Below are 21642 nucleotides of genomic sequence, written 5' to 3' on the forward strand. Positions count from 1 at the left end.
ACCAAGTGGATAAACCCGAAACTTTAGCCTAGGCCAATGTTGACCCAGCTTGTTTAACCCCCAACCTAAATGGAATTAAAGATCACCATTATGAAGACTTTTCCTCTCTCCAGCATCGCACTCGTCTGCAGACAAGCCATCGTTAACCCGAAGCTATTGCTGTGCTCAGCCATGTTAGCCAGTGTCCCCCATGCCGTAGCAGACACTGTGGATGCGGATGGTAAAACCAAGAAGCACCAAAAAGAGATTGAAATCATCAATGTCATTGGCGCTAAGGATTTACACGACAATCGCTATAAAACCCAAGCGATGAACACGGCAACTGGGCTCGATTTATCCTATTTAGAAACGCCGCAGTCGGTCACGTCCATCACCCGTCAAATGATGAACGATCAACAGCTTAATAGCGTGATTGATGCCATGACCAGCGTCGCCGGGATCAATGCCCGCCCTATGGATAACGACAGATACAGCATTAGTGCCCGCGGCATTGCCGTGACCAGCATACTGTACGATGGCGTGCCCACCACCTACGACACCCGCTTCAACTATGGCGATAATCTCATCGACACCGCCATCTACGAGCGCGTTGAGGTGGTACGCGGTGCGACTGGCCTTATGACGGGGGCCGGTAATCCCTCGGCGGCCATTAACCTTATCCGTAAACGCCCAACCCAAGAGTTTATGGGCAGCACATCGTTAAGTGTGGGCTCATGGAATAATGTGCGCGGTATGGTCGATCTTTCCAGCGGTTTAAATGACTCGGGTTCGGTGCGCGGCCGCATAGTGGCCGCCTATCAGGATAAAGATTCGTTCCAAGACAGATACGAGCAGCAGCGCACCACGTTATACGGCATAGTCGAAACCGATATTGGCGATAGCACCTTATTCACCCTTGGTGTCGATTACCAAGATGCCACGCCGAGCGGCACTATGTCGGGCGGCTTACCACTATTTTACAGTGACGGCAGCCGTACTAACTATGATCGCGCCACTTCAACGGCGCCCGATTGGGGCTCGGCGCATACCCAAGGCCTCAACACCTTTGCGAGTCTCGAACACAGATTTGATAATGGCTGGAACCTAAAAGGGACTTACACCTATGGCGACAACTCACTTGAGTTCGATGTGCTATGGGCCACGGGCTATCCCGATCCTATGACCAATATCGGCGCAACCGCAGGCTCTATCGCCTATGTCGACGGCAGTCGCACCCAACACAATGTGGATTTACGCGCCGAAGGGCAATACCAACTCTTTGGTCAGGAACATCAATTGATGTTTGGCTGGAATGGTCAGCGACAAGAGTTCGCCAATCCCTATTATTACCCCACAGCTGCTGTGCCACCACTGGGGGATTTTCGCGATCCAAACTTCCAATACCCTAAACCTCAATGGAAGGAAACCTATACCACGGGTTCATTTGGCGAAACCGAACAGAGTGCCGCCTATGTGGCGACTCAGCTTAATCTCAGCGATGCCTTAGCTGTCCTCGTTGGATTGCGCCTCAATGAGTGGGAAACCGACCAAGATAACTTTGGCAGCCTGTACGATTTCAACATCAGTAACGAACTCACCACTTACTTAGGCCTCACCTATGCCCTGACCGAGCAATATTCGCTCTACGCCAACTATACGGACATTTTTGCGCCGCAAACTAAGCAAAGAATCGATAAAAGCTACCTAGATCCGGTCAAAGGAAAAAACTACGAAGGCGGGATTAAGGCGAGCCTGTTCGATGAGGCCTTAGATATGTCGCTGTCGGTGTTTGAGATCAGGCAAGACAATGTCGGAGTCAGCACTGGCGATGTGATCCCAGGTACCACAACGCAAGTGTATGAGGGCGTAAACGGCACAAAAACACGGGGATTCGAATTTGAATCGACGGGTAAAATCACTGATGACTGGAATATTTACTTAGGCTACACCCAGTTCACCACCGAAGATCCTGATGGCAAACGCATCAATACCACTTCACCACGTCAGCAATTAAAACTCTTCACCACTTATACCTTTGGCGGTGATTGGCATAAATTGCAACTGGGTGCCGGGGTTAACTGGCAGAGCCGCGTCTACCAAACGGTCAATTCACCACTTGGCAAAATCGAAGTAGAACAAGACTCCTATGCACTGGCGAGTCTGATGGCAAGCTATGCCTTCACCGAGCAACTAAAGCTTAGCGCCAACCTGCACAACGCCTTAGATAAAAGCTACTACAGCCAAGTTGGTCAATATAGTCAGTTCCAATACGGTACGCCGCGAAGTGCCAGCTTAACCTTGGACTATCGCTTCTAAGTCAGACTTTTATTGAGATAGTTCGAAAACCCTTGTGAGCCCAAATCTTGGGCTCACAAGGTCCTCATCTATTGGACTTATCAATAATAGCGGGGCTTATCAATCACAGCGGCAATCAATCACGGCCATTAAGGAGTCACTATGGCAAGCCAACGAGGAGACAGCAGACTGCCAATATTGCGCGATACCTCGCCAAACCACGACGCGTTGAATCACACCATTTTGACACTCAATCAGCTGTTACATGAGCGAGCCCCCTTCTATGGCGAACACCTTAGCGCAACGCAGTCACCCACGGGACTCAATTTCGATGAATGGAGCTGCGCCGATACTTATCAAAAACTCATTGCACGTTTTGCGATAGCGCACCCTAGCGCAAAAACTCAGACTGAAACCGAGACAGATAAAACACCGACAACCAATCGAGCGCCCGCTTTCGCCAGTAAAAGCGCTTTGGTCGGTACAAACGCTGTGGCCAGTAGAAAAGACACCCGCAAAGCGCTGCATTCACTTTGGGGCCAATGGTATTTCGGCCTATTAGTCCCGCCTATGATGGAGTGGATTTTTAATGCTCCCCAAGCCGTATTTGAGCATTGCCTCTGGCAGCCACAGTCCGTTTTTATGCAGCTACACACCAGTGGTCGAGTGGAAAAATTTGAATTTAAGATCGCAAAGCCCGAGCCAGCCTCAGCTTTGACCTTTAAAAAACCAAGCTGTATCGAGCCTCTTTCCCAAACCAACACTAAGCCAAATACCAAGACGGACACGGAGGTACACTCCCCATTAAGCCCATATGAGCCGCCACTTGATAAAGAACTCGCCCTACAAGATTTTATCTTAAACTTACTGCAACCGAGTGTTGAACGCCTGCTTACTCTGAGCCCTGTGCCCGCCAAACTATATTGGAGTCACTTAGGCTATCTCATCCACTGGTATCTTGGGGAGCTGGGGCTCACAGAGCATCAAAACCAACGGCTAAAGCACACCCTGTTTCGTCGGCCAAACTTTTTTAGATGGCAGCACAAACCCGCTGTATAACAGCATTAACTTGCCTATCGAAGCGGAGCAAGGCAGCGCAAACTCGAGCATAAAACCAAGCCAATGCATTCGTCGTACTTGCTGTTTAAGGTATCAACTCGCCAATACGGGCCAATGCCACGATTGCCCTCTTATGCAACACTCCAAAGCAAAAATGCGAGCATCGGGATAACGGCGGTACTTCACCCAATTCCACGTTTACGGCCAGTTGGTCTGTTTAACCAAAAGCGACTAAGCCTACGCGGGCTTTGCAATTTTGCACCGCGATTTAGCATCAAGATTAGACGGTTTCACGGGCAAGATCGCAATCGGTGCCTATGATGGCTTTTTCCCTCTAGCCTCGCGTGCTACACTCAAGTCCATGTCTCTTTATCACGATTATTTATGAAACAACTGCTTGATTTTCTGCCACTCGTTATCTTTTTGCTGTCTATAAATTTTTCGATATTTATATTGCCAGTGGTGCCTTGATCGCCGCCACGGCACTGCAATTGATCGTGACCTATGCCCTGTACAAAAAGCTGGAGAAGATGCACCTGATCACCTTTGCGATGGTGACTGTATTTGGCACTCTCACCTTAGTATTCCACGACGATGCCTTTATTAAGTGGAAAGTCACAATTATTTATGCTTTATTTGCCATAGCCTTAGCCGTGAGCCAAATACTGAATAAGTCGATATTAAAGTCGATGTTAGGTAAAGAAATGCAAGTGGCAGATAATATTTGGGCCCATGTGACCTGGTATTGGGTGAGCTTTTTTGCCATCTGCGGCCTAGTGAATGTCTATGTCGCCTTTAGCTTACCGTTAGAAACTTGGGTGAATTTTAAGGTGTTTGGCCTCACCGCCTTAACCTTACTCAATACTGTAATAACTGTATTCTACCTTTATAAACACCTTCCCGAAGATCAACGCAAGGAACTCAAATAATGTGGTATATGATTTCAGCTCAAGATGTTGAAAACAGTTTAGAAAAACGTTTAGCCGCACGCCCAGCCCACCTCGCTCGCTTACAAGAATTGGCCGATGAAGGCCGTTTACTGATCGCTGGTCCACACCCAGCTATCGACAGTGAAAATCCTGGCGATGCTGGTTTCAGTGGCTCCTTAGTGGTGGCGGATTTTGATTCTCTAGCGACGGCACAAGCCTGGGCCGATGCGGATCCTTACTTTGCGGCGGGTGTTTATCACAGTGTTGTGGTTAAACCTTTCAAACGAGTTCTGCCTTAATGAAAATAGTTTCTTTTAATATCAATGGACTACGCTCTCGCTTGCATCAACTGCAAGCTTTAATCGACAGCCATCAACCCGATATTATTGGCCTGCAAGAGACTAAAGTGCACGATGAGGCATTCCCATTAGCCGAAGTCGAAGCCATGGGATATCAGGTGCATTACCACGGTGGCAAAGCCCACTATGGCGTGGCCATGCTCTCCAAAGTCGCACCAGAAAAACTGCAAAAAGGTTTTCCAAACGATGGTGAAGATGCCCAGCGTCGGATGATTATCGGCACATTTGCCCAAGCGAATGGTCGCCCATTGACTGTGTTCAACGGCTATTTCCCCCAGGGCGAAAGCATAGATCACCCAACAAAATATCCTGCTAAACGTAAGTTTTATCAGGATTTAATGCACTACTTGCAGACAAACCACAGCAACGACGAAGATATCGCCATCATAGGTGATATCAATATCTCGCCGACCGATTTAGATATAGGTATCGGTGAAGTGAATCGTAAACGTTGGCTGAAAACCGGCAAATGTAGCTTCCAACCGGAAGAACGCGAATGGCTCAAAACCTTGCAGGATTGGGGGTTAGTCGACACTTTCCGCCAATTACACCCAGAGCGTACCGAGCGCTATTCATGGTTTGATTACCGCAGCAAAGGTTTCGATGACAACCGCGGCCTGCGCATCGATGTGATCTTAGCCACGCCTTCACTGGCAGCGCGTTTAGTCGAGTCCGACGTCGATTACGATCTGCGCGGCATAGATAAACCCTCAGATCACGCGCCCATCTGGAGCACGTTTAAAGAAGCTTAATTCGCTAGAATTAACTATCTTGTAGACATAAAAAACATCGGCCTAGGCCGATGTTTTTGTTTGGTTCTTAAGCTAAATAAGATGCATTTTGGACAAAAGCTAAATAGTCGTTTTTCTATTCATGGAATTTATTGTCATTGTTTCCCCAGTGATTCGCCGTGAATATATCCCTATAGGCTCGACGACGACATCTGCAGCACACGGAAGTGTAAATGCCGCGTTCACATAGATGTGAAAGAACGACCATGTCGCCAACGGTCACTGGTGCCCCAATGCCAATCTTAACAACCGCTGATTCTGTTTGTGCCACTAAAGGAATAAGGGACAAAAGTGAGTTAGTTTTTTACTCAGTGGGTTTCGGATTAAGATTTCTATGAATTAACGCTCTAATCAGCCGACGCGCTAGTGGTCGGCTGCATTGATTTGTTATAACTTATCCTTTTTCAGGCTTAACTCCTGCCTTATCAAGCATATTTGTTTCATTCAGCGCGACGGCCATAATTCTCGGCTGAACACTGGTCGCTGGGTCATGGATTTTGGTTTTAACAGCGGCCATAGCTTCTAAAGCTCGCTGTATGGAAGACTCATCAAGATTAGGGAGTGAACCCGGCAGCAAGTCTTGAATCTCTTTTGAAGTGACGCCTATCGCTCTAACCTCTAGTTCACCTGATAACTCACTCTTATTTGCCGCAAACCCTATCTTGAGGATACTACCCAGATCAATGCCCTTCTTATTGGTTTGAATGCGTGCAACCAGCCTGAGGCCAACCCCTACTCGCGCTCTTCCAATAACAGTTGAACCATCAGACAGGTCATCTATGAAAAAGTTTGCGTAATCCATAAAGGCAACATATTTTCCTTTCTCACCCGTAACTTTTCCTGTTAAATATGAAAGCTCTCCGGAAGCTGTTTCTTTAGCTAAAGTTACGACTACCCTAGTATCTCCTAAGTATCCCAACTTTTGAGCATTGCTAAGAGTTCTAATATCTTTTTCAACCATTTGCCCATTTTCCGAAATTTCTACTTGGCTCTTGGCAATAAGTGGCTCTATCGGAAAATATTCATTTTTTAAACTATCAGCGTTACCACCAAGAACAACAGATACTGGTACAAGCGTCTGAGTAGCACAAGCAGCTAATAGTGAAATTAACAACAAAACTGTCGAGATTTTTATAACTTTCATGGTTTCATTCCTTAAAACCTCAGGAGTTTAACATCCAACACAAGAGCCTGAGTTTCTCTCATGCCGACAGCAGTTATAACACCCACAACAGGGACCAAATTCACTATACCACTACAATACGCCAATTTTTTTGTAAGCAACTACATGAGAGAGAAATAACAACGAATACCTTTCGTTAAATCTTACTTTGTACTCATTTTCATCTTCTGATAACTGCACCCAACCGTCGCCAAAATAGTCGTTTATATCATCAACAGCTTCACTATCTACTTTTAAGTGCTTTTTACTCCACTGATAAGTACATGATAAAATTAATACCCCATTTAAAGCTGTCGCATTCTTTAAAGCCTCGACCAAGCCTTTAGGTGACTCGCACTGATCCAAGACATTTAAGCAAATAGTTAAATCAAAATGGTCATCAACTACACCGTGAGAAAAAGGAGCTTCTATCAACGTGAAATCCACATGAGCACATATTTCTGCAATTGACGAACTGTCAAATTCAAAATTACCCAACTCGTCCAAACTCTTAATATAGGGAAAGTTACATTTAGCCCCATCTATAAGTATTTTTTTAAAGTTTGAAAGTAATCGTTGAGATGGCTCGACTACAGTTACCGAGTTTATACTCGGGACATTACTTATTAACTCATAACTATTTCTTCCAAGAGCTGGCCCTATTTCTATTACTGTTTTAGGGGATATATTTTCACAACCGAGAGCATTAATAATAAATCGGGCTACATTTTGTGAATGCGCTGAAGATATAAACGAATCAGGAACACGCTTAGACTTACTATCTAATTGTTCAGTTACGCCATTTTCACGAAGTTTATCAAGCCATTGCATTTCGAAATATGCTGCCAATCCTTTTTGATTGATATAAAAATCATCCACAATTATACCTTTTAAACCTTCGTTTTTCGGTGCGCATAACGCCCGCCACAGACGCGAGCAAAATAAATCTGGCCACCCATTATAAACCAACAACATAATGCACTTTCGATTTGCCGACAACACACTCTGGCTAAAATGACTTGAATAAGAGGTATCAAAAGTAGCTGGACTGCATTTGAGGTAAAAAATCGAGCTAATTTCTTAAAAAACGGCGTATTTCAGACATACCAACCTCCCAATAAAACAAATGGGCAGTGATTGGTTTGGTTAAGCAGGATTACCGTTAATTGCTGTGAAAGTGCTGGCAGTTTGCCGCAAAGTGTCGTCGCTTTTCTAAGTGTTCGCAGTAATCGGTCAGTTCTTGCAGCGTACCCACTGGGCCATGAAATAGCTTACCAAACTCAGTAGTGAGCTTAAGCCAATTGTCATGGGGGATATTTAATCTTGTCAGTAACTTGGCACGTAATTGCGCAGCAATTTGAGTGATAGGTTGACAAGTCCGTTGCTGCCGCTTGTTATGACTTACCTCCAGCGTTAGGGTGCTGAACATTATTAATATCAACCAAATCCCAAATTTCGCCTTTGTTACGATAAAGTCTTTTATTTAATTTTGGATAATCTGCAACATCGTGGGCTAACCGCTCACCAACTACAATGCAGCGTAACACTTCATTGCCTGTATTTAAAATCGTATGAGCTAAACCATTTGCTCGATAACCAATAAAGTCCCCTTCGGATATTTCGAACTCTTCAAAACCAATCTGTGCTGTGGCGCTACCACTTAATACGTAAACACATTCATCTTCAAACTTATGAGAATGAAACTCTGTTGATTCTCTATTTGGTGGAACTTCGATAATATGGAAGCCAAAACCTTTAAGACCTGTTAAATCTCCAAGAGATTTGTTCACTCGAACAGCATTGTCATTGAGGTAATGTGTCTTACTTAAGCCTTCCATTTCTTCAATTTCAGATTTCTTAACAATGTATCTATCCATGTGATCTCTCATTGTCTTAACGCCCGCATTTGTGGCTGGTTTGGAGCGCAGCGGAAAACCAGTCCGGCAACATGCGCTTGTTAAGAGGCATTGGCACGCTCAGCCTCATCAATTTTCCTTAAGGCAAAATCACCCCGTTCAGATACGGGGTGTGAGTTATCTGAAGCAAAGCGTTCAGCAAAAACTCTGGCCTTCATCCCTAGATTGTCCATTTCTCGTATTAGAATTTCTGCTGAAACACGCCTAACGATGGATGAACGATCTTCAGATGACCTCTTTAGTAAGTCTATTAGCGGAGTGTCAATTTCTAACTTCCGCTCGCCAACGATAGGCTTTAGCCTGCCTTCGCAGTACCTTATATCGGTCCACACCCATTTTCGTCCTTCGATCCATACAATCCGCCCTTCAAATAAGCTGCGGTATGCCTTAGCTCGAACCGAAGGCTGAATAGCGGATCTAGCTATTTCTTCAATTTGCCCATCAAGTATCGTAGTACGCCCAAGCTGAGAAAAGAGTGATGGCATAGGCCCTGAAGCAGACATAATTAACTTAGACCGAAGGGACTTTGCTATATCCTTTTCACAGATAATTTTCAGAAGTACCTCTTTATCTACTTCTTCTACCCTACCCCACGAATTCCAATTGGAAAGCGCGACGCATAATGCCTCAACTACATATTCAGGATCAGTAGACCTTGCTAGCTCAGGGAGCTTTTCCCTCGCTGCTTTACGAACCTGTGGCACCCAATCATTGAGTCTACGAACTGTAAGAGAAAAAAAGAAAGTATTCGGAGCAGCCCCAGATAAGGCCCGAAGTGCTTTTTCACGTTTGTAGCCATCCCGGCTAATAAGATCAATCCAAGTTACTAATTCCTTAGGCTTTGACCACACCTTCCACTTAGGGGGAATAGATTCCCTTATAGCTGAAGAAAATTCCGAACGAATGATTCGTTCCCAGTAGTCAAAACTAGAAAGAGGCAACTGAGACGTAACTTCAATTAGTTCAGACATATCAGCAACTACTTTGCTGCCTGAGCTTATCGAGCTAGAAAATGTTCTCACTGCTGAAATAATCTTATCTTCCATAATCTGAGATTGTTGCACCTACTATTCTTGCCTCTTAACATTTTATTAGTGCGTATGCGCGTTTACCTCATTAGACCAGCAAAAACGCGCATAGTTAACTATCTGTATGCAAAGAACTTATCAGCTTTTCATCAAATACACCATCTGGGAAAACGCGCATGCACGTTTTTCAAATCTATTAACTAAGATTAAGTTTTTGTAATTAATTGATTTTATGTGTTTTTACTTATTGTCAGTTGAGTTAATGCGCACTAATGTTGTCTCAAAAAACACTTAAAAGCCTCTAAATTTAAATACGACTGGATAGCCATACATCGTTAGCCGCTTTGCAGTAGGGCCAAACATTGGGTAAATCGATGAGGGTTTGTAGGGCAACTCATGCGGAAATTTTCGATTAAGCTAACAAGCAAAAACACGGAACAGGGCAATAGCTTTTTAGCTAAACGAACAGCGAAAGGATAGTTAGGGTTGGCATTGTTGTACTGGTAATCTTCTAAAACAAGGGGGTTTGAATAGAGCAGTCAGGGATACTTCTTTAAAAGAAATAAACAGCGAATCACAGGGAAAACAATGACAGCTAATACTGCACAACTGGCAATTAATGCTATGCAACTCAGTTATCTGCTCCGGGATATTCGAGAATGAAATGGCGGAAATCTACAATTTCCGCCATTTTCAGATGATACGCTAATGCTCAATGTGAGACTCAGTATCGGGCTTATTGTTCAACTACCCACGCTGGAAACTGGCCATGTTGGCAACTCACATTGAAGGTGAGGTTAGCTAGTGCGATACTGCTTTAAGATCCCTTCTAGCTCAACTGATGCCTGATGCAAATCGTGCGCTAACGTCACACTGCGCTGGGCCGTTTGTTTGATGGTTTCCGACTGATGGCGGATTTCATTCAATTGTCCGGCAATGTCACGCGCGGCGACACTCTGCTCCTCCGCCGAGGCGGCAATTTGGCTGCTCATATCAAATACCGCATTGACCGATTGCGCCATACCTTGGACATCGTCACCGACGGCGATAATCGCGCTGCGGCCTTCATCGGCCTGATCGACTATCTCCATGGTAATGCTAGATAAACGACTCGTGCCAGACTGTAAGCCTTCAATCATGGCCTGAATTTCGACCGTGGCCTGTTGAGTTCGGCCCGCTAGGGTTCGCACTTCATCGGCGACCACGGCAAAGCCGCGACCCTGCTCACCAGCACGGGCCGCTTCAATGGCCGCATTTAAGGCTAACAAGTTGGTTTGCTGCGAAATACTGTTAATCGTCGTCACCACAGCATCGATACTCGCCGCATCCTTAGACAATTGTTCCACCGATGAAAACGCCGCGCCAATCTTAGTCGAAAGTAAGCCAATACTGTCTACCGTATGGCTAATACGCCCTTGGCTAGCCGACATTTGGCTGGAGTTTTCCTTGGTGTGCAGTGAAGTGTTACTGGCATTAACTGAGACTTCTTCAATCGCTGAGGTCATTTGCGCCATAGCAACGGCAACCGAGTCGAGGAATTGATGCTGGAAACCGATCAGTTCGTCACTGGTGCTCGCCTGTTGATTAAACTCATCGGATGCAAGCGACAAGGTTTGTGCATTTTTGCCAATGGCTGACACCATTTCGCTCATATTGTCGGCACAGCGATCGATTTCCCGAGCTATCAAACTGAAATCGTCGGTACCGAAGAAGTTTAATCTAAAGCTCAAGTCGCCATCGGCGAGACGTTTAATCGCCATATACATATCCCACAGGCCACCACCGAGGGAGGTCGAAATCCAATAGCTTAGTTGAAATAATGGCAATAGACCGGCGAGGGCAAGCCAAAACATCAAATTAGCATCGCTACGCCCCTCGCTTTCCCACTGCTTAGCATTCAGTGAAAGCTGCAAAGCCTGACCACCGACCACAGCTGCGCTAGCGGTTACACTATCGCCTTTACGCTGTGCTTCTGTTTGGCGTGGCATTAATGTCAGCCCGTTATCGCGGGCGAATTGGGTCAGAGTGTCACCTTCAAGCCGCTGCGAACTGGCCACTTGAGCAAAGGCATCGACCGTCGCCTGTACCTGAGCGAGGGAGGCGGCTTCGAGATTACGGTGGGCATGTTGGTAATTTACAAGTGCCACGGCAGCCGTGATCAGCGCCACCATAGAGCAAACAACCCAAAATTTTCCGTTAAGGCTGAGTTTGATCAATATGGCATCAATGGTGCGAAACTGGATTTGTTTCATCTTGATAATTCCTAAGAGCAAAATGCTATTTGGCACTAAATCAACATTATAGCTCAGATCGCCGCGACAAAGATGTCAGCAATAAGATCCAAGCAGAGATATTGCTAATCCGCGCTAGCCACTTGGTTACGGGTAGCTGTCGACCACCTTTGTGTCAAGGTAACTAATTGCCCCGTTAATAGGCTCATACTAAAACCTAATAAGCCACCAATGACCAAGGGTGGCACTATATTGGCAACATCACCCGCCATGGCGAAGGTAATGCAGCAGCCAATAAAGGCGCCGGGGATAAAACTCAGCTTTTGATAACTCGCCTGTAAGCACATGGCCGAGGTGGCTATGCCGGTAAAAATATACCCAAATACGGGCGAAACAAAAAAACTGCTGCCAGTGATGATGAGCCAAGCCCAAAATACACCGGACAAATTTGTACACCACGCCATCATCACGCCTTGAAAACCAGCCTTGGGTTGAGCAAAAAAAGTACTGCAACCTAAAAAGCCAATCCAAGTGACCAGATGAAAAGCATCTGCGACGCCACACCAAATTGCCGCCAATAGGCCGGCAGAAATAGCGACTTGCCAACGATTTTCCATGGATGACCCCTTTATATTTCTATTCACGGAAGTTTATCTGTTGGTTAAATTACCTCTATTTTGGTAACAAAAACCTGATCTATTGCTAATTTTCGGCATTAATGCCCGTAAAATCGCTAACAAGCAATTTTTTTGTGGTAAAAAACGAAAAAAGCGCTTATTAGGCGCTTTTTTGTTCAAACCGATTTCAGTTAACCCTGTTGCAGTACTTACACTCGCAATAGTTTATTCACGGGAAGATCGCGGATCCTCAGCCCCGTCGCCGCAAAAATTGCATTGGTTAAGCTCGGGGCGACGGGCGGCACACCCGGCTCACCTACGCCTGCAGGCGCAGCATTAGACTCGATAATGACTACCTCAATAGCGGGGGTTTGGGGGAGCCGCAGCAAAGGATAATCGTGGAAATTCGATTGCTGCACTTTGCCCTCTTTGTAAGTGATTTCCCCCATCAAGGCTAAACTCAGACCAAACACAATTGCGCCTTCAGTCTGCGCTTTTACCCTATCGGGGTTAACTATCGTGCCCGCATCGATAGCAGCGATGGCATTCAGCACTTTAAGCTGTTTATCTTCGCTCACCTCCACCAGCATGGCCACGGCGACATAACTGACAAAACTGCGGTGTACGGCAAAACCCCAGCCCTGATTTTTACCTGCCTTGGGTGCCTTAGCTTGGGCTTTTTCGACCGCGTCGATTACCCCAAAATAGCGGCTCACGTCCACGGGGTGACGATTAAGATCTTCGCCATAGTTGCCGTATTTAAATTGTTGGTCGGTAAAGGTCTCACGCCTTGCTTCACCTAACAGGCTACGCCACATTGCTGGGCAAGAAACCTGAGAACGATGAGCCATTTCATCGACAAAACTGCCGACACTAAAACCGTGCTGAATGTTACACACAGAGCGCATCCAACCAATACGGCTATGCGCCTGCGCTTTTACCGCTTCGTATCTTAAATTCGGCAAAGCAAAGGGTACATCCACAAAGCCTAAATCCAACTCACCACCAGAGGGATATTCCACCCCTTCGGCAAAGGTTGAACTGATCGATGGAAACCCCGTACGGGCTAAAAGCGCGGTCGGTTTGTTGTTGGCATCGAACAGTGCCTGATAGGACTGGGCGCTGATAGCATGGTAATAACCGTTTTGGATCTCATCCTCGCGGCTCCAACTCACCTTAATTGGACGCTTGAATTGCTTCGATAACAGCGCGGCTTCGACACTAAAATCAGGTTTAGATTTACGCCCAAAACCGCCACCCAATAGGGTGACATTCACTTTAACCGCCTCTTCTTCCATACCCAGCGCAGCGGCCACATTTTGTTGTGTGCTTTGGGGAGTTTGGGTCGACGCCCAGATTTCACAGCTCTTTTCAGTCACATGGGCGGTGGCAACAGGCGGCTCGATAGAGGAATGGATTAAATAAGGCACGGTATAAACCGCCTTTAACGTATTCGCCTCGGGCCAGTTTGTGATCTCATCACCAGCTTGGCGCACGACGTTACCGCTTTGCTGAACTCGCTCGACAAGCTCCTTCAAATAAAGACTTGAATCATGCTGACTGTTGCCGGCCTGAGTCCAAGTGACCTTTAATGCTTTGCGCCCTTCAAGGGCACTCCAAGTATTTGTGGCGATAACAGCAACGCCGCCCAAAGCCTGAAACGCGGGTGCGCCCTGAGGGGTTGGCAAACGATATACATCCACTACGCCGGCCACTTTGCGCGTCGCGGTATCGTCCAAGCTTGCCACATCACTCCCAAGCACAGGCGGGCGCATGATGCTGGCGTAGAGCATACCATCGACTTTAATATCGTAACCATAAATTGCACTGCCGCTTAACATGGCATCCATATCAACGATTTGGCGCGATGCACCTATCTGCTTGAAATCTTTAACCTCTTTAAAGGTTAACGACTCAAGCGCGGGTACGGGTTGCTCTGATGCGGCTAACGCTAACTCACCGAACTTGGCCGAGCGGCCCGATTTAGCATGCAGCACTCTATGGCTGGCGGTATGCACCTCGCTCAGGGGGACTTTCCAGCGCGCGGCGGCGGCTTGCTCTAGCATGGTTCTTGCCATCGCCCCCATCTGACGCATGCGGTCGTAATTTTCACGAATACTGCGGCTACCATCGGTATTCTGGCTGCCGTAGCGCTTATCGGCTAAGCCTTGAATAGGGACAATTTTATCCCAATCCGCTTCTAACTCTTCGGCTAATACTTGCAGGATGCCGGTTCTGATCCCCTGTCCCATCTCGGAACGGTGGCAAGTGAGATACACTTTGTCGTCTTCACCAATGGCAATAAACAGATTCAGCCGCGCTTCTTTATCCTGAGCCAGCGCCATGGGGCTCCAGGTTAATCCACTCGCCCCTAAGGCGAGTCCGCCCCCCACTGCACCAAACAGTTTTAACACATCGCGGCGGCTTAAATTTTCTACGGCAGTAAAAGTACTCATATTAGCCCTCCTGTTTGGCATAGTCTTGCAGTGCCGCTTTAATCCGTGGGTAGGTGCCGCAGCGGCAGATATTCCCCGACATGGCCGAGTTGATTTGCTCCTCTGTGGGCTTAGGATGCTGCGCCACTAACGCCGCAGCCGACATCAGTTGGCCCGCCTGACAATAGCCACACTGGGGCACGTTATGTTCGGCCCAAGCATTTTTAAGCTTTTGATTATCAAGCCCTTCAATCGTTGTCAGTCGTTTTCCCTGTGCCTGCCCCAAACTGGTTAAGCAAGCGCGTACGGGTTGGCCGTCTAAATGCACAGTGCAAGCACCGCATAGCCCTGCACCGCAGCCATATTTAGTGCCTGTGAGGCCTAACATATCCCGTAGTGCCCACAGGATTGGCATCTTAGGATCGGCATCTAAGGTAAATGATTTACCGTTGATGGAAAGTGTTTGGGTGGAAGCTATGGTACTGGCTTCCTTGACGACGGCTTGGGTGGATAATACTTCTGCCATAACTCACTCCTTAAGTGCCAACCACGACGCAAGATCGGCTTGGGTATCAATATCAATTGCGGCGCGGGGTAGTGTTATAGCGACTAACGCTCCCTGCTCTGCTTGTTGTTTTAAAATAGATTTCGCTCCGCGATCACCACTCAAGTGAGTGAGCAGAGGCAATGTTGCGGCATTAAAAATAGCAGGTACGCCCACATCACCCAAATAATGGGCGGCAACCTCTTTACCCGTTTCATACCATGTCAAAATCAGTTGTCGATAATCATCGGTGCTCAGGGCCACTTGGTCAGCGAGCGTCAGCAGCATGGCATCAAAGCCTTGCTCCTTCGCATAAGTTGCCGCCAAACTCACAGAGGAGGCCAACCCCATATGCCACTGTGGATTGACTAAAATATCAAAGGGCTGACGGGAATGAAGTTCGGCTAATAATGGCTGCAATATGTGCTGGTGAGCACCGAGTATGACTAACAGAGGCATATGCTGGGGAGAATGAGTGCCTTGGCACTCCAAATCTAGATCTTGGCAATAAAGCTGTTGTAAACGCTCAACATGGGTGCTGATGATGGCTTGTTCACTGATTCCAATCGCACTATGTGATGGTACACGTTGCGCTAACTTAATTCCCTCAAAGCGCCGGCTCTCACCCGCCGCGAGTACCACAATCAGCAGTCGTTTGGATAAAAGTGGCGCTTGCTCTGTCAACGTTAGCGCGGCCGACTTTGGCACTGTCGAACCGGGCAGTGTCGACGCTAGTGCAGCAGACTTTTGCACTGGCGGCAATGTCATCAACGCATTATCTCATCGAGATGTTTTAAGGTCGCGCCATGGAGCACGCCGTGGCATTGGGCCAAAATACTTAAGGCCACTGCACTCGGTAACTCGCCGCCAAGGGCAAGCCCTGCGGGGGCTGAAAACACCCCAGAAAAAGATTCAGCACTGAGCCCCGCCATCCCTAGTACTTTGTCCCGCCTGTGAGCAGGACCAAGCAAGGCGACATAGGCGAGTGGATGGGCTTGAATGACCTTCAATGCCGCAGCATCTAAGCCCACGTTATGATTCATCACCACGGCGCAATCCAATTGGGCGATATGATTGGCGGTTAATTCCTCCGCACTAAGTTTCACTATATGGGCATGGGGGAAATCCGCCGTTCTGGCATAGGCGGTGCGGCTATCGAAAACGGTCACTTGCCAGCCTAAGGTATGGGCTATGTTGGCCATGGGCTTAGCGTCGATACCACCGCCAAAAATCCCGAGGTGGAATCTTGGCCTTAGTGGGATCACGAGCGACTGTTCCTCCCCTTGGGTAAAGACGCCCGTTCGCACAAAATCACTGGTGGGGAACGGCGCCGCAGTTTCAGGATAGAAGGTGGCATGATACAGGCGCGCATCCGCACTAGATTTCACTAACGGCAGCTGGTAGAACCCCGATTGACCATGGCGAAATGCCTGCACGAGTTCAATTAGGCCGAGATCGTGATTCTCTTTTAACAATGGGATCAACATGATATCTACGATACCGCCACAACCGAGTCGATAACTCGCATCGGACTCATCGCTGGCGTCATAGGTCACGCACATGACTTGCTTAGCCTGCATAGCATGTTGAGCATGGCGGCGTAGGTCGGCTTCTAAGCAGCCACCGCTTAATATTCCCGCCTCCTGACCAAATTCGTGAAACAACATCATGGCGCCGGGTTTACGGTAAGCTGAGCCTTGAATCGCCGTGATCACCGCCAACACCCAAGCGTCATCTGCCAGCGGTAACCAATGCTCTAGTAAATCTTCGATTTGGTGATCCATCCGCAGGGCTCCGCTGGGTGATAAATGTTTAAGAAGGGGTAAATCATCTTTAAATTAAACCTCGTATCGCTTAGGCACAATAATGAGGCTGTTGCAGTAACACGTTAGCAAAGACGTTTCTATTTTGATAGGGGCAATAGTTTACAAAAAGTGTCGCATTAGAAATTGCTGAATGAATTGGACGGGAATTGACATCCGTGTCGTATTAGAGGGCTGTTAGGTTTATCTTCGCACTGGGTAAAGGCAAATTAGAACTGATATTCCCCCGCCTTAGTGCGCAACATTTGGGATTGATTGTCGAGGCTAATGGAAGTCGATTCAATCTGTTCGATGATTTGTGATACCTCACGGGAGTTATCGCGGATCACCACCAGACTCGTCGCAATTTCTTTGGATACTAATGATTGCTCCTCGGTTGACGTCGCCACTTGAGAATTGATCCCATGGATAGCGGCCGTGCTATGGCGAATATCCTCAAATACTGTCACTATGCGTTGTAACTCTGTGCTGGCCTTTTGCATTAACGTCGCAGCTTGAGTCACCGATGTGCCCACTTGATTGGTGCGACTTTGCAGACTGGCGACGATATCATCGATTTCCTTAGTGGAATCTTGGGTACGCTGGGCTAACGAACGCACTTCATCTGCCACCACCGCGAAGCCTCGCCCTTGTTCCCCCGCTCTCGCAGCCTCAATCGCCGCATTCAGTGCCAGTAAATTGGTTTGTTCTGCAATGGCCTTAATGACACCGAGTACATTACTGACTTGCGTACTTTGACTGACCAGATGCTGCATAGACTCCTGAGTATTAGTGAACTCAGTTTCTAGCACTGTCATAGCACTCAGTGCCTCGGCAACGGTTTGCTGACCAACACCCACGTGGGTCTCATTCTCCGCAGCGCGCATTTCAGCATTAGAGGTACTCTCGCTCACATGCACTAAGGTGGTGGTCATTTCCTCCATTGCACTGGCGCTGGCATCGAGTTCTTTCGCCACCCGATTTGAGCTTTCCCGTGAAACTTGAATTGATGTTTTTGTCTGTTTTGCTAATTCGGCGACCTCCTTCGCAATGCCATCTGTCGTGGAGAGAGAACTGGCAAGTGAGGCAATAAACAAATTGATTTGACTAACAATTTCGCCTATTTCACCTTGGGTCGAGACCGAAATCCGCCGAGCAAGATTTTTTGAATGCTGGATATCGAGCAACTCCCTACAGGTTTGTACTATCGGTGTAACAATCCGGCTTTTAACGATAAAAAATCCACCAACAGCGACTAAAATCACAATGAACAATACCAGTTGTGACCAATTCAACGCGGCATGGAGCAAGTCTAGCCTATTGTTCACTTCGCTCTCGGTACGTTTATCCAGCGCCGTAAAAAATTCATCTATGGGCTGCATGATCTTGGCTTTTTCTCTATGGTATTGATCGCTATGTAGTAGTTCCCTCGCCATGGCGAGATCAGGTTCTCCTTTTATACTGTAGGTTTGGGTATTAGGGTCCATAAAAATGCCTTTAACGGCATTCATGGCTTTCACTTCGAGGGCGACTAACGCATCTGAATTTTGTTGGGCTTGTTCGAGGTAACGAAATTCTTCATCTGAGAAACCAAGGGATTGCATTTGGGTCTTTATCGCAACTCTGGAACCATCGTGCTTTGGCTTATCACCATAATTAAGCACTAAGTCCCAGTAAATCTGGTGATATTTTTCAGGCCTGGGTTTTTCACCATTTCGAATGGCTAAAATATCCATATACATTTTTTCGTACTTCTCATCACCCGTAACAGCGTAGGTTCGTGCGAACCGGGTGAGGTCATCGGAGCTTTGCCTTAATTCATCGGCGATTTGATAGGACTGATAACGAATACTGGCTGCATCATTAAAGAGTTCAATTCTAGACTTTACATTAAAACTCAGTAATGCCGTTATCAGCGCACTAGCGACTATGGTTGTAAATACCATAGTCATCATTGTTTTTGTTTTCATACTTTCCTCAATTAAGAGACGGAAGGACAACTTTAAGTCTAGGTGGAAAGTATTAAAACCGAGGGAAAAATACAGGAATATTCTTTTAATCTATGTAGTTGCGAGCAATTCTCACTCGCAAAACCATGATAACTTAACGAAATGCTTAGGACATATACCTATCGAGATGCAATGGTATTCTCGTTAACAAGGCTATGAGTGTGACACAAAAATCGCCGTCACCGCCAAAGGTGTCTGCACGCTTTGATTAGAGCAGTAGCTGATCGGCCACAAAAGGATTGTGCTCGCGCTCTTCCCCAAAGGTCGACATAGGACCATGACCCGGAATAAATTCGACATCAGTACCTAAGGGCCACAGTTTTTCGGTGATCGAATGAATTAAATCCTGATGATTTGATTGGGGAAAATCGGTACGACCAATGGAGCTTCTGAAGAGAATATCTCCCACCCAAGCCAATTTTGATGGCGCAGAGTAAAAGGCAATATGCCCAGGTGTATGCCCAGGACAGTGGAGCACTGACAGGGTTTGTTCTCCTAGGGTAACAAGATCACCTTCCTCGAGGTATTGGTCCGGTTCAAATGCCTCGCAATGGGGAAAACCAAAGTTTTGACTCTGTTTAGGTAAATTATCGATCCAATATTTATCAGCAATATGGGGGCCAATAATGGGAATATTCTCCGCTTGGGCAAGGGATTTTGCCCCCCCTATATGGTCGATATGCCCGTGGGTCAGAAGGATTTTTTTCAGCGTCAACCCTAGTTTAGCCACCTCTGCTTGAATGCGATCTATGTTCCCTCCCGGATCGACGACCGCCGCGCATTTGGTTTTCTCACACCAGATCAAACTGCAATTTTGCTGAAAAGGTGTCACTGGAATAATTTGATACTTCATTGCTTCAATCTCGTGTTATCCATAGGCGATAGATTACGCTAAGAGGCTCATCATGGCTCAATTTTTTCAAATTAAAATTGATCTTAACCAAAGCCTAATCAAAAAGTTCCAACTTGCAGGAACAGGGCTTTTGTATACAATCTGCCAATATCCCCAAAGCCATCCCTTAGAGGTTGATTGATGAAACCCGATATTGTTCTTGCTGGTGTGCTTGCCAAAAAACATACCTTTACCCTACCCCTCGATTATCAGCATCCGATCGCCACCCAAATTAAAGTTTTTGCCAGAGAACTCTGTAGCACTGAAAATAAAGATAAAAAGCTTCCCTACTTAGTGTTCTTCCAAGGCGGCCCAGGGTTTGCCGCCATGCGTCCCGCCAGTAATAGTGGTTGGATCCGCCGCGCACTAAAAGAATATCGAGTACTACTGCTCGATCAGCGCGGCACAGGATTATCGACACCGATTAATTACCAGAGCCTTAAACATTTAACCCCCATAGAACAGGCGCAATACCTCGGCCACTTTAGAGCCGACAATATCATTCGTGATGCAGAAGCCATTCGAGCCCAGCTTTGCCCCGCCGATAAATGGGCGATTCTCGGCCAAAGTTTTGGGGGATTTTGCGTTTTGCATTATCTGAGTGCTGTCCCTAAAGGCGTGAGTGAAGCCTATATCACAGGGGGGATTCCATCTTTAACCCGTCACAGTGATGAGGTGTATCAAGCTACCTATCAACGTGTGCTCGCAAAAAACAACGCTTTCTTCCAGCGGTTTCACGATGCCCAACATTTAGTCACACGCTTAGCGAAGCACTTAATTGACAATGAAGTGTATTTAGCCACGGGGGAACGTCTCACCGTTGAAATGTTGCAACTGCTTGGCATTAACTTAGGCATGGAGCAAGGTCCCGAGTCTGTCTATTATCTGCTAGAGCAAGCCCTGATCAATACCCCCTCTGGTATAGAAGTTAATCCATTATTTTTAAATCATTTTTGCCAACTACTCGACTATAACACTAACCCGATTTTTGCCCTGCTACACGAGGCCATCTATTGCCAGCAGAGCGCATCCCAGTGGGCGGCGCACAGGGTAAGACAAGCATTTCCCGCCTTTAACTACCAAGTCGGTAAGCCTTTCCTTTTCACTGGCGAAATGATTTACCCTTGGATGTTCGACCAATTTAGCCACCTCAGGCCACTCAAAGCCGCGGCAGAAATTCTGGCCAGCAAATCCGACTGGCCAGCGCTGTATAATCTTGAGCAACTGAGCCATAACCGTGTGCCCGTTGCTGCCGCCATTTACAGCGAGGATATGTTTGTCGAAATGCAATACAGCCTGGAGTCCGCCCAGCAAATCGGCCAGCTAAAATATTGGCTCACATCGGAATATGAACATAATGGGATCCGCATGGATGGCGAGCGGATTTTAGATAAACTGATCAGTTTGAATCGGGGTGAACTCTTAAGATAAATGTTAATTTTAAGGGTTAATTAAGTTAACGCTGACATTATAAACCTGCTCCTCATCTATTGAGTGATTTTGGCTAGTTTCAACGACCTATTTCCGTATGAGTAAACCGTTTTGGTTTACTCTTTTTTTACCAAAATTTATGGCTATTTCCAGCTATTGTTTA

The 21642-nt window shown here is 46.8% G+C and carries 18 protein-coding genes and 2 pseudogenes; 7 read left to right on the forward strand and 13 right to left on the reverse strand.

Annotation, left to right across the window (positions count from 1 at the left end; translation table 11 throughout):
• The first annotated feature begins 69 nt into the window (after nt 1-69).
• From SOHN41_RS12045 to xthA, 6 genes and pseudogenes are all read left to right on the forward strand, one after another.
• Complete coding sequence (locus tag SOHN41_RS12045; RefSeq protein WP_007649311.1) at nt 70-2295, forward strand: TonB-dependent siderophore receptor; 2226 nt, start codon at nt 70-72, stop codon at nt 2293-2295.
• A gap of 141 nt (nt 2296-2436) precedes the next feature.
• Nucleotides 2437-3333 (forward strand): IucA/IucC family C-terminal-domain containing protein, encoded by an 897-nt coding sequence (locus SOHN41_RS12050; RefSeq protein WP_007649312.1) that lies wholly within the window; start codon nt 2437-2439, stop codon nt 3331-3333.
• 10 nt (nt 3334-3343) lie between these two features.
• The gene (locus SOHN41_RS20405; protein WP_007649314.1) at nt 3344-3505 is read left to right on the forward strand and encodes a (2Fe-2S)-binding protein; all 162 of its coding nucleotides are present in this window, start codon (nt 3344-3346) and stop codon (nt 3503-3505) included.
• A gap of 212 nt (nt 3506-3717) precedes the next feature.
• Nucleotides 3718-4262 (forward strand): annotated as a pseudogene (locus SOHN41_RS12055) (septation protein A).
• A complete protein-coding gene (locus SOHN41_RS12060; RefSeq protein ID WP_007649321.1) occupies nt 4262-4561 on the forward strand; it encodes a YciI family protein in 300 nt (99 codons plus the stop codon). The pseudogene SOHN41_RS12055 and the gene SOHN41_RS12060 overlap by 1 nt, the downstream one beginning before the upstream one ends.
• Nucleotides 4561-5373 carry an exodeoxyribonuclease III gene (gene xthA, locus SOHN41_RS12065; protein ID WP_007649322.1) on the forward strand — a complete coding sequence of 271 codons (813 nt, stop codon included), beginning with the start codon at nt 4561-4563 and terminating at the stop codon, nt 5371-5373. Before SOHN41_RS12060 ends, xthA begins: the two co-directional genes overlap by 1 nt.
• A 433-nt stretch (nt 5374-5806) precedes the next feature.
• Here xthA and SOHN41_RS12070 read toward each other — a convergent pair whose 3' ends face one another.
• From SOHN41_RS12070 to SOHN41_RS12130, 13 genes and pseudogenes are all read right to left on the reverse strand, one after another.
• A complete protein-coding gene (locus tag SOHN41_RS12070; protein ID WP_007649323.1) occupies nt 5807-6556 on the reverse strand; it encodes a hypothetical protein in 750 nt (249 codons plus the stop codon).
• Between the two features lie 111 nt (nt 6557-6667).
• Nucleotides 6668-7453, reverse strand: a complete 786-nt coding sequence (locus tag SOHN41_RS12075) for an SAM-dependent methyltransferase (protein ID WP_037459004.1) — start codon at nt 7451-7453, stop codon at nt 6668-6670.
• 283 nt (nt 7454-7736) lie between these two features.
• Nucleotides 7737-7913: pseudogene (locus SOHN41_RS12080) on the reverse strand (transposase); the annotation flags it as partial.
• A 55-nt stretch (nt 7914-7968) separates the two neighbouring features.
• Nucleotides 7969-8451, reverse strand: a complete 483-nt coding sequence (locus tag SOHN41_RS12085) for a cupin domain-containing protein (protein WP_007649328.1) — start codon at nt 8449-8451, stop codon at nt 7969-7971.
• Nucleotides 8452-8531: 80 nt separating this feature from the next.
• A complete protein-coding gene (locus tag SOHN41_RS12090; protein WP_007649331.1) occupies nt 8532-9554 on the reverse strand; it encodes a hypothetical protein in 1023 nt (340 codons plus the stop codon).
• A 761-nt stretch (nt 9555-10315) separates the two neighbouring features.
• On the reverse strand, nt 10316-11770 hold the full coding sequence (locus SOHN41_RS12095) for a methyl-accepting chemotaxis protein (RefSeq protein ID WP_007649333.1): 1455 nt from the start codon (nt 11768-11770) through the stop codon (nt 10316-10318).
• A gap of 104 nt (nt 11771-11874) precedes the next feature.
• A complete protein-coding gene (locus SOHN41_RS12100; RefSeq protein ID WP_007649335.1) occupies nt 11875-12366 on the reverse strand; it encodes a DUF1097 domain-containing protein in 492 nt (163 codons plus the stop codon).
• 209 nt (nt 12367-12575) lie between these two features.
• Nucleotides 12576-14822, reverse strand: a complete 2247-nt coding sequence (locus tag SOHN41_RS12105) for a xanthine dehydrogenase family protein molybdopterin-binding subunit (protein ID WP_007649337.1) — start codon at nt 14820-14822, stop codon at nt 12576-12578.
• A 1-nt stretch (nt 14823) separates the two neighbouring features.
• Complete coding sequence (locus tag SOHN41_RS12110) at nt 14824-15327, reverse strand: (2Fe-2S)-binding protein (RefSeq protein WP_007649339.1); 504 nt, start codon at nt 15325-15327, stop codon at nt 14824-14826.
• A gap of 3 nt (nt 15328-15330) precedes the next feature.
• On the reverse strand, nt 15331-16113 hold the full coding sequence (locus SOHN41_RS12115) for a nucleotidyltransferase family protein (RefSeq protein WP_007649341.1): 783 nt from the start codon (nt 16111-16113) through the stop codon (nt 15331-15333).
• Nucleotides 16113-17129 carry an XdhC family protein gene (locus tag SOHN41_RS12120; RefSeq protein WP_007649343.1) on the reverse strand — a complete coding sequence of 339 codons (1017 nt, stop codon included), beginning with the start codon at nt 17127-17129 and terminating at the stop codon, nt 16113-16115. Before SOHN41_RS12120 ends, SOHN41_RS12115 begins: the two co-directional genes overlap by 1 nt.
• Before the next feature lie 248 nt (nt 17130-17377).
• Nucleotides 17378-19117 carry a methyl-accepting chemotaxis protein gene (locus SOHN41_RS12125; protein ID WP_007649345.1) on the reverse strand — a complete coding sequence of 580 codons (1740 nt, stop codon included), beginning with the start codon at nt 19115-19117 and terminating at the stop codon, nt 17378-17380.
• Nucleotides 19118-19364: 247 nt separating this feature from the next.
• The gene (locus SOHN41_RS12130; protein ID WP_007649348.1) at nt 19365-20009 is read right to left on the reverse strand and encodes an MBL fold metallo-hydrolase; all 645 of its coding nucleotides are present in this window, start codon (nt 20007-20009) and stop codon (nt 19365-19367) included.
• A gap of 180 nt (nt 20010-20189) precedes the next feature.
• Between SOHN41_RS12130 and SOHN41_RS12135 the strand changes: the two genes are divergently transcribed.
• A complete protein-coding gene (locus SOHN41_RS12135; protein WP_007649353.1) occupies nt 20190-21479 on the forward strand; it encodes an alpha/beta fold hydrolase in 1290 nt (429 codons plus the stop codon).
• Nucleotides 21480-21642 lie beyond the last annotated feature (163 nt).

Source organism: Shewanella sp. HN-41, assembly GCF_000217915.1.
Classification (GTDB): domain Bacteria; phylum Pseudomonadota; class Gammaproteobacteria; order Enterobacterales; family Shewanellaceae; genus Shewanella.

Bases quoted from the DNA above. Each gene is read 5' to 3' on its own strand.
- SOHN41_RS12045 (WP_007649311.1), top strand. From the start codon at position 70: ATGGAATTAAAGATCACCATTATGAAGACTTTTCCTCTCTCCAGCATC.
- SOHN41_RS12050 (WP_007649312.1), top strand. From the start codon at position 2,437: ATGGCAAGCCAACGAGGAGACAGCAGACTGCCAATATTGCGCGATACC.
- SOHN41_RS12060 (WP_007649321.1), top strand. From the start codon at position 4,262: ATGTGGTATATGATTTCAGCTCAAGATGTTGAAAACAGTTTAGAAAAA.
- xthA (WP_007649322.1), top strand. From the start codon at position 4,561: ATGAAAATAGTTTCTTTTAATATCAATGGACTACGCTCTCGCTTGCAT.
- SOHN41_RS12070 (WP_007649323.1), bottom strand. From the start codon at position 6,556: ATGAAAGTTATAAAAATCTCGACAGTTTTGTTGTTAATTTCACTATTA.
- SOHN41_RS12085 (WP_007649328.1), bottom strand. From the start codon at position 8,451: ATGGATAGATACATTGTTAAGAAATCTGAAATTGAAGAAATGGAAGGC.
- SOHN41_RS12095 (WP_007649333.1), bottom strand. From the start codon at position 11,770: ATGAAACAAATCCAGTTTCGCACCATTGATGCCATATTGATCAAACTC.
- SOHN41_RS12100 (WP_007649335.1), bottom strand. From the start codon at position 12,366: ATGGAAAATCGTTGGCAAGTCGCTATTTCTGCCGGCCTATTGGCGGCA.
- SOHN41_RS12105 (WP_007649337.1), bottom strand. From the start codon at position 14,822: ATGAGTACTTTTACTGCCGTAGAAAATTTAAGCCGCCGCGATGTGTTA.
- SOHN41_RS12110 (WP_007649339.1), bottom strand. From the start codon at position 15,327: ATGGCAGAAGTATTATCCACCCAAGCCGTCGTCAAGGAAGCCAGTACC.
- SOHN41_RS12115 (WP_007649341.1), bottom strand. From the start codon at position 16,113: ATGACATTGCCGCCAGTGCAAAAGTCTGCTGCACTAGCGTCGACACTG.
- SOHN41_RS12120 (WP_007649343.1), bottom strand. From the start codon at position 17,129: ATGGATCACCAAATCGAAGATTTACTAGAGCATTGGTTACCGCTGGCA.
- SOHN41_RS12125 (WP_007649345.1), bottom strand. From the start codon at position 19,117: ATGAAAACAAAAACAATGATGACTATGGTATTTACAACCATAGTCGCT.
- SOHN41_RS12130 (WP_007649348.1), bottom strand. From the start codon at position 20,009: ATGAAGTATCAAATTATTCCAGTGACACCTTTTCAGCAAAATTGCAGT.
- SOHN41_RS12135 (WP_007649353.1), top strand. From the start codon at position 20,190: ATGAAACCCGATATTGTTCTTGCTGGTGTGCTTGCCAAAAAACATACC.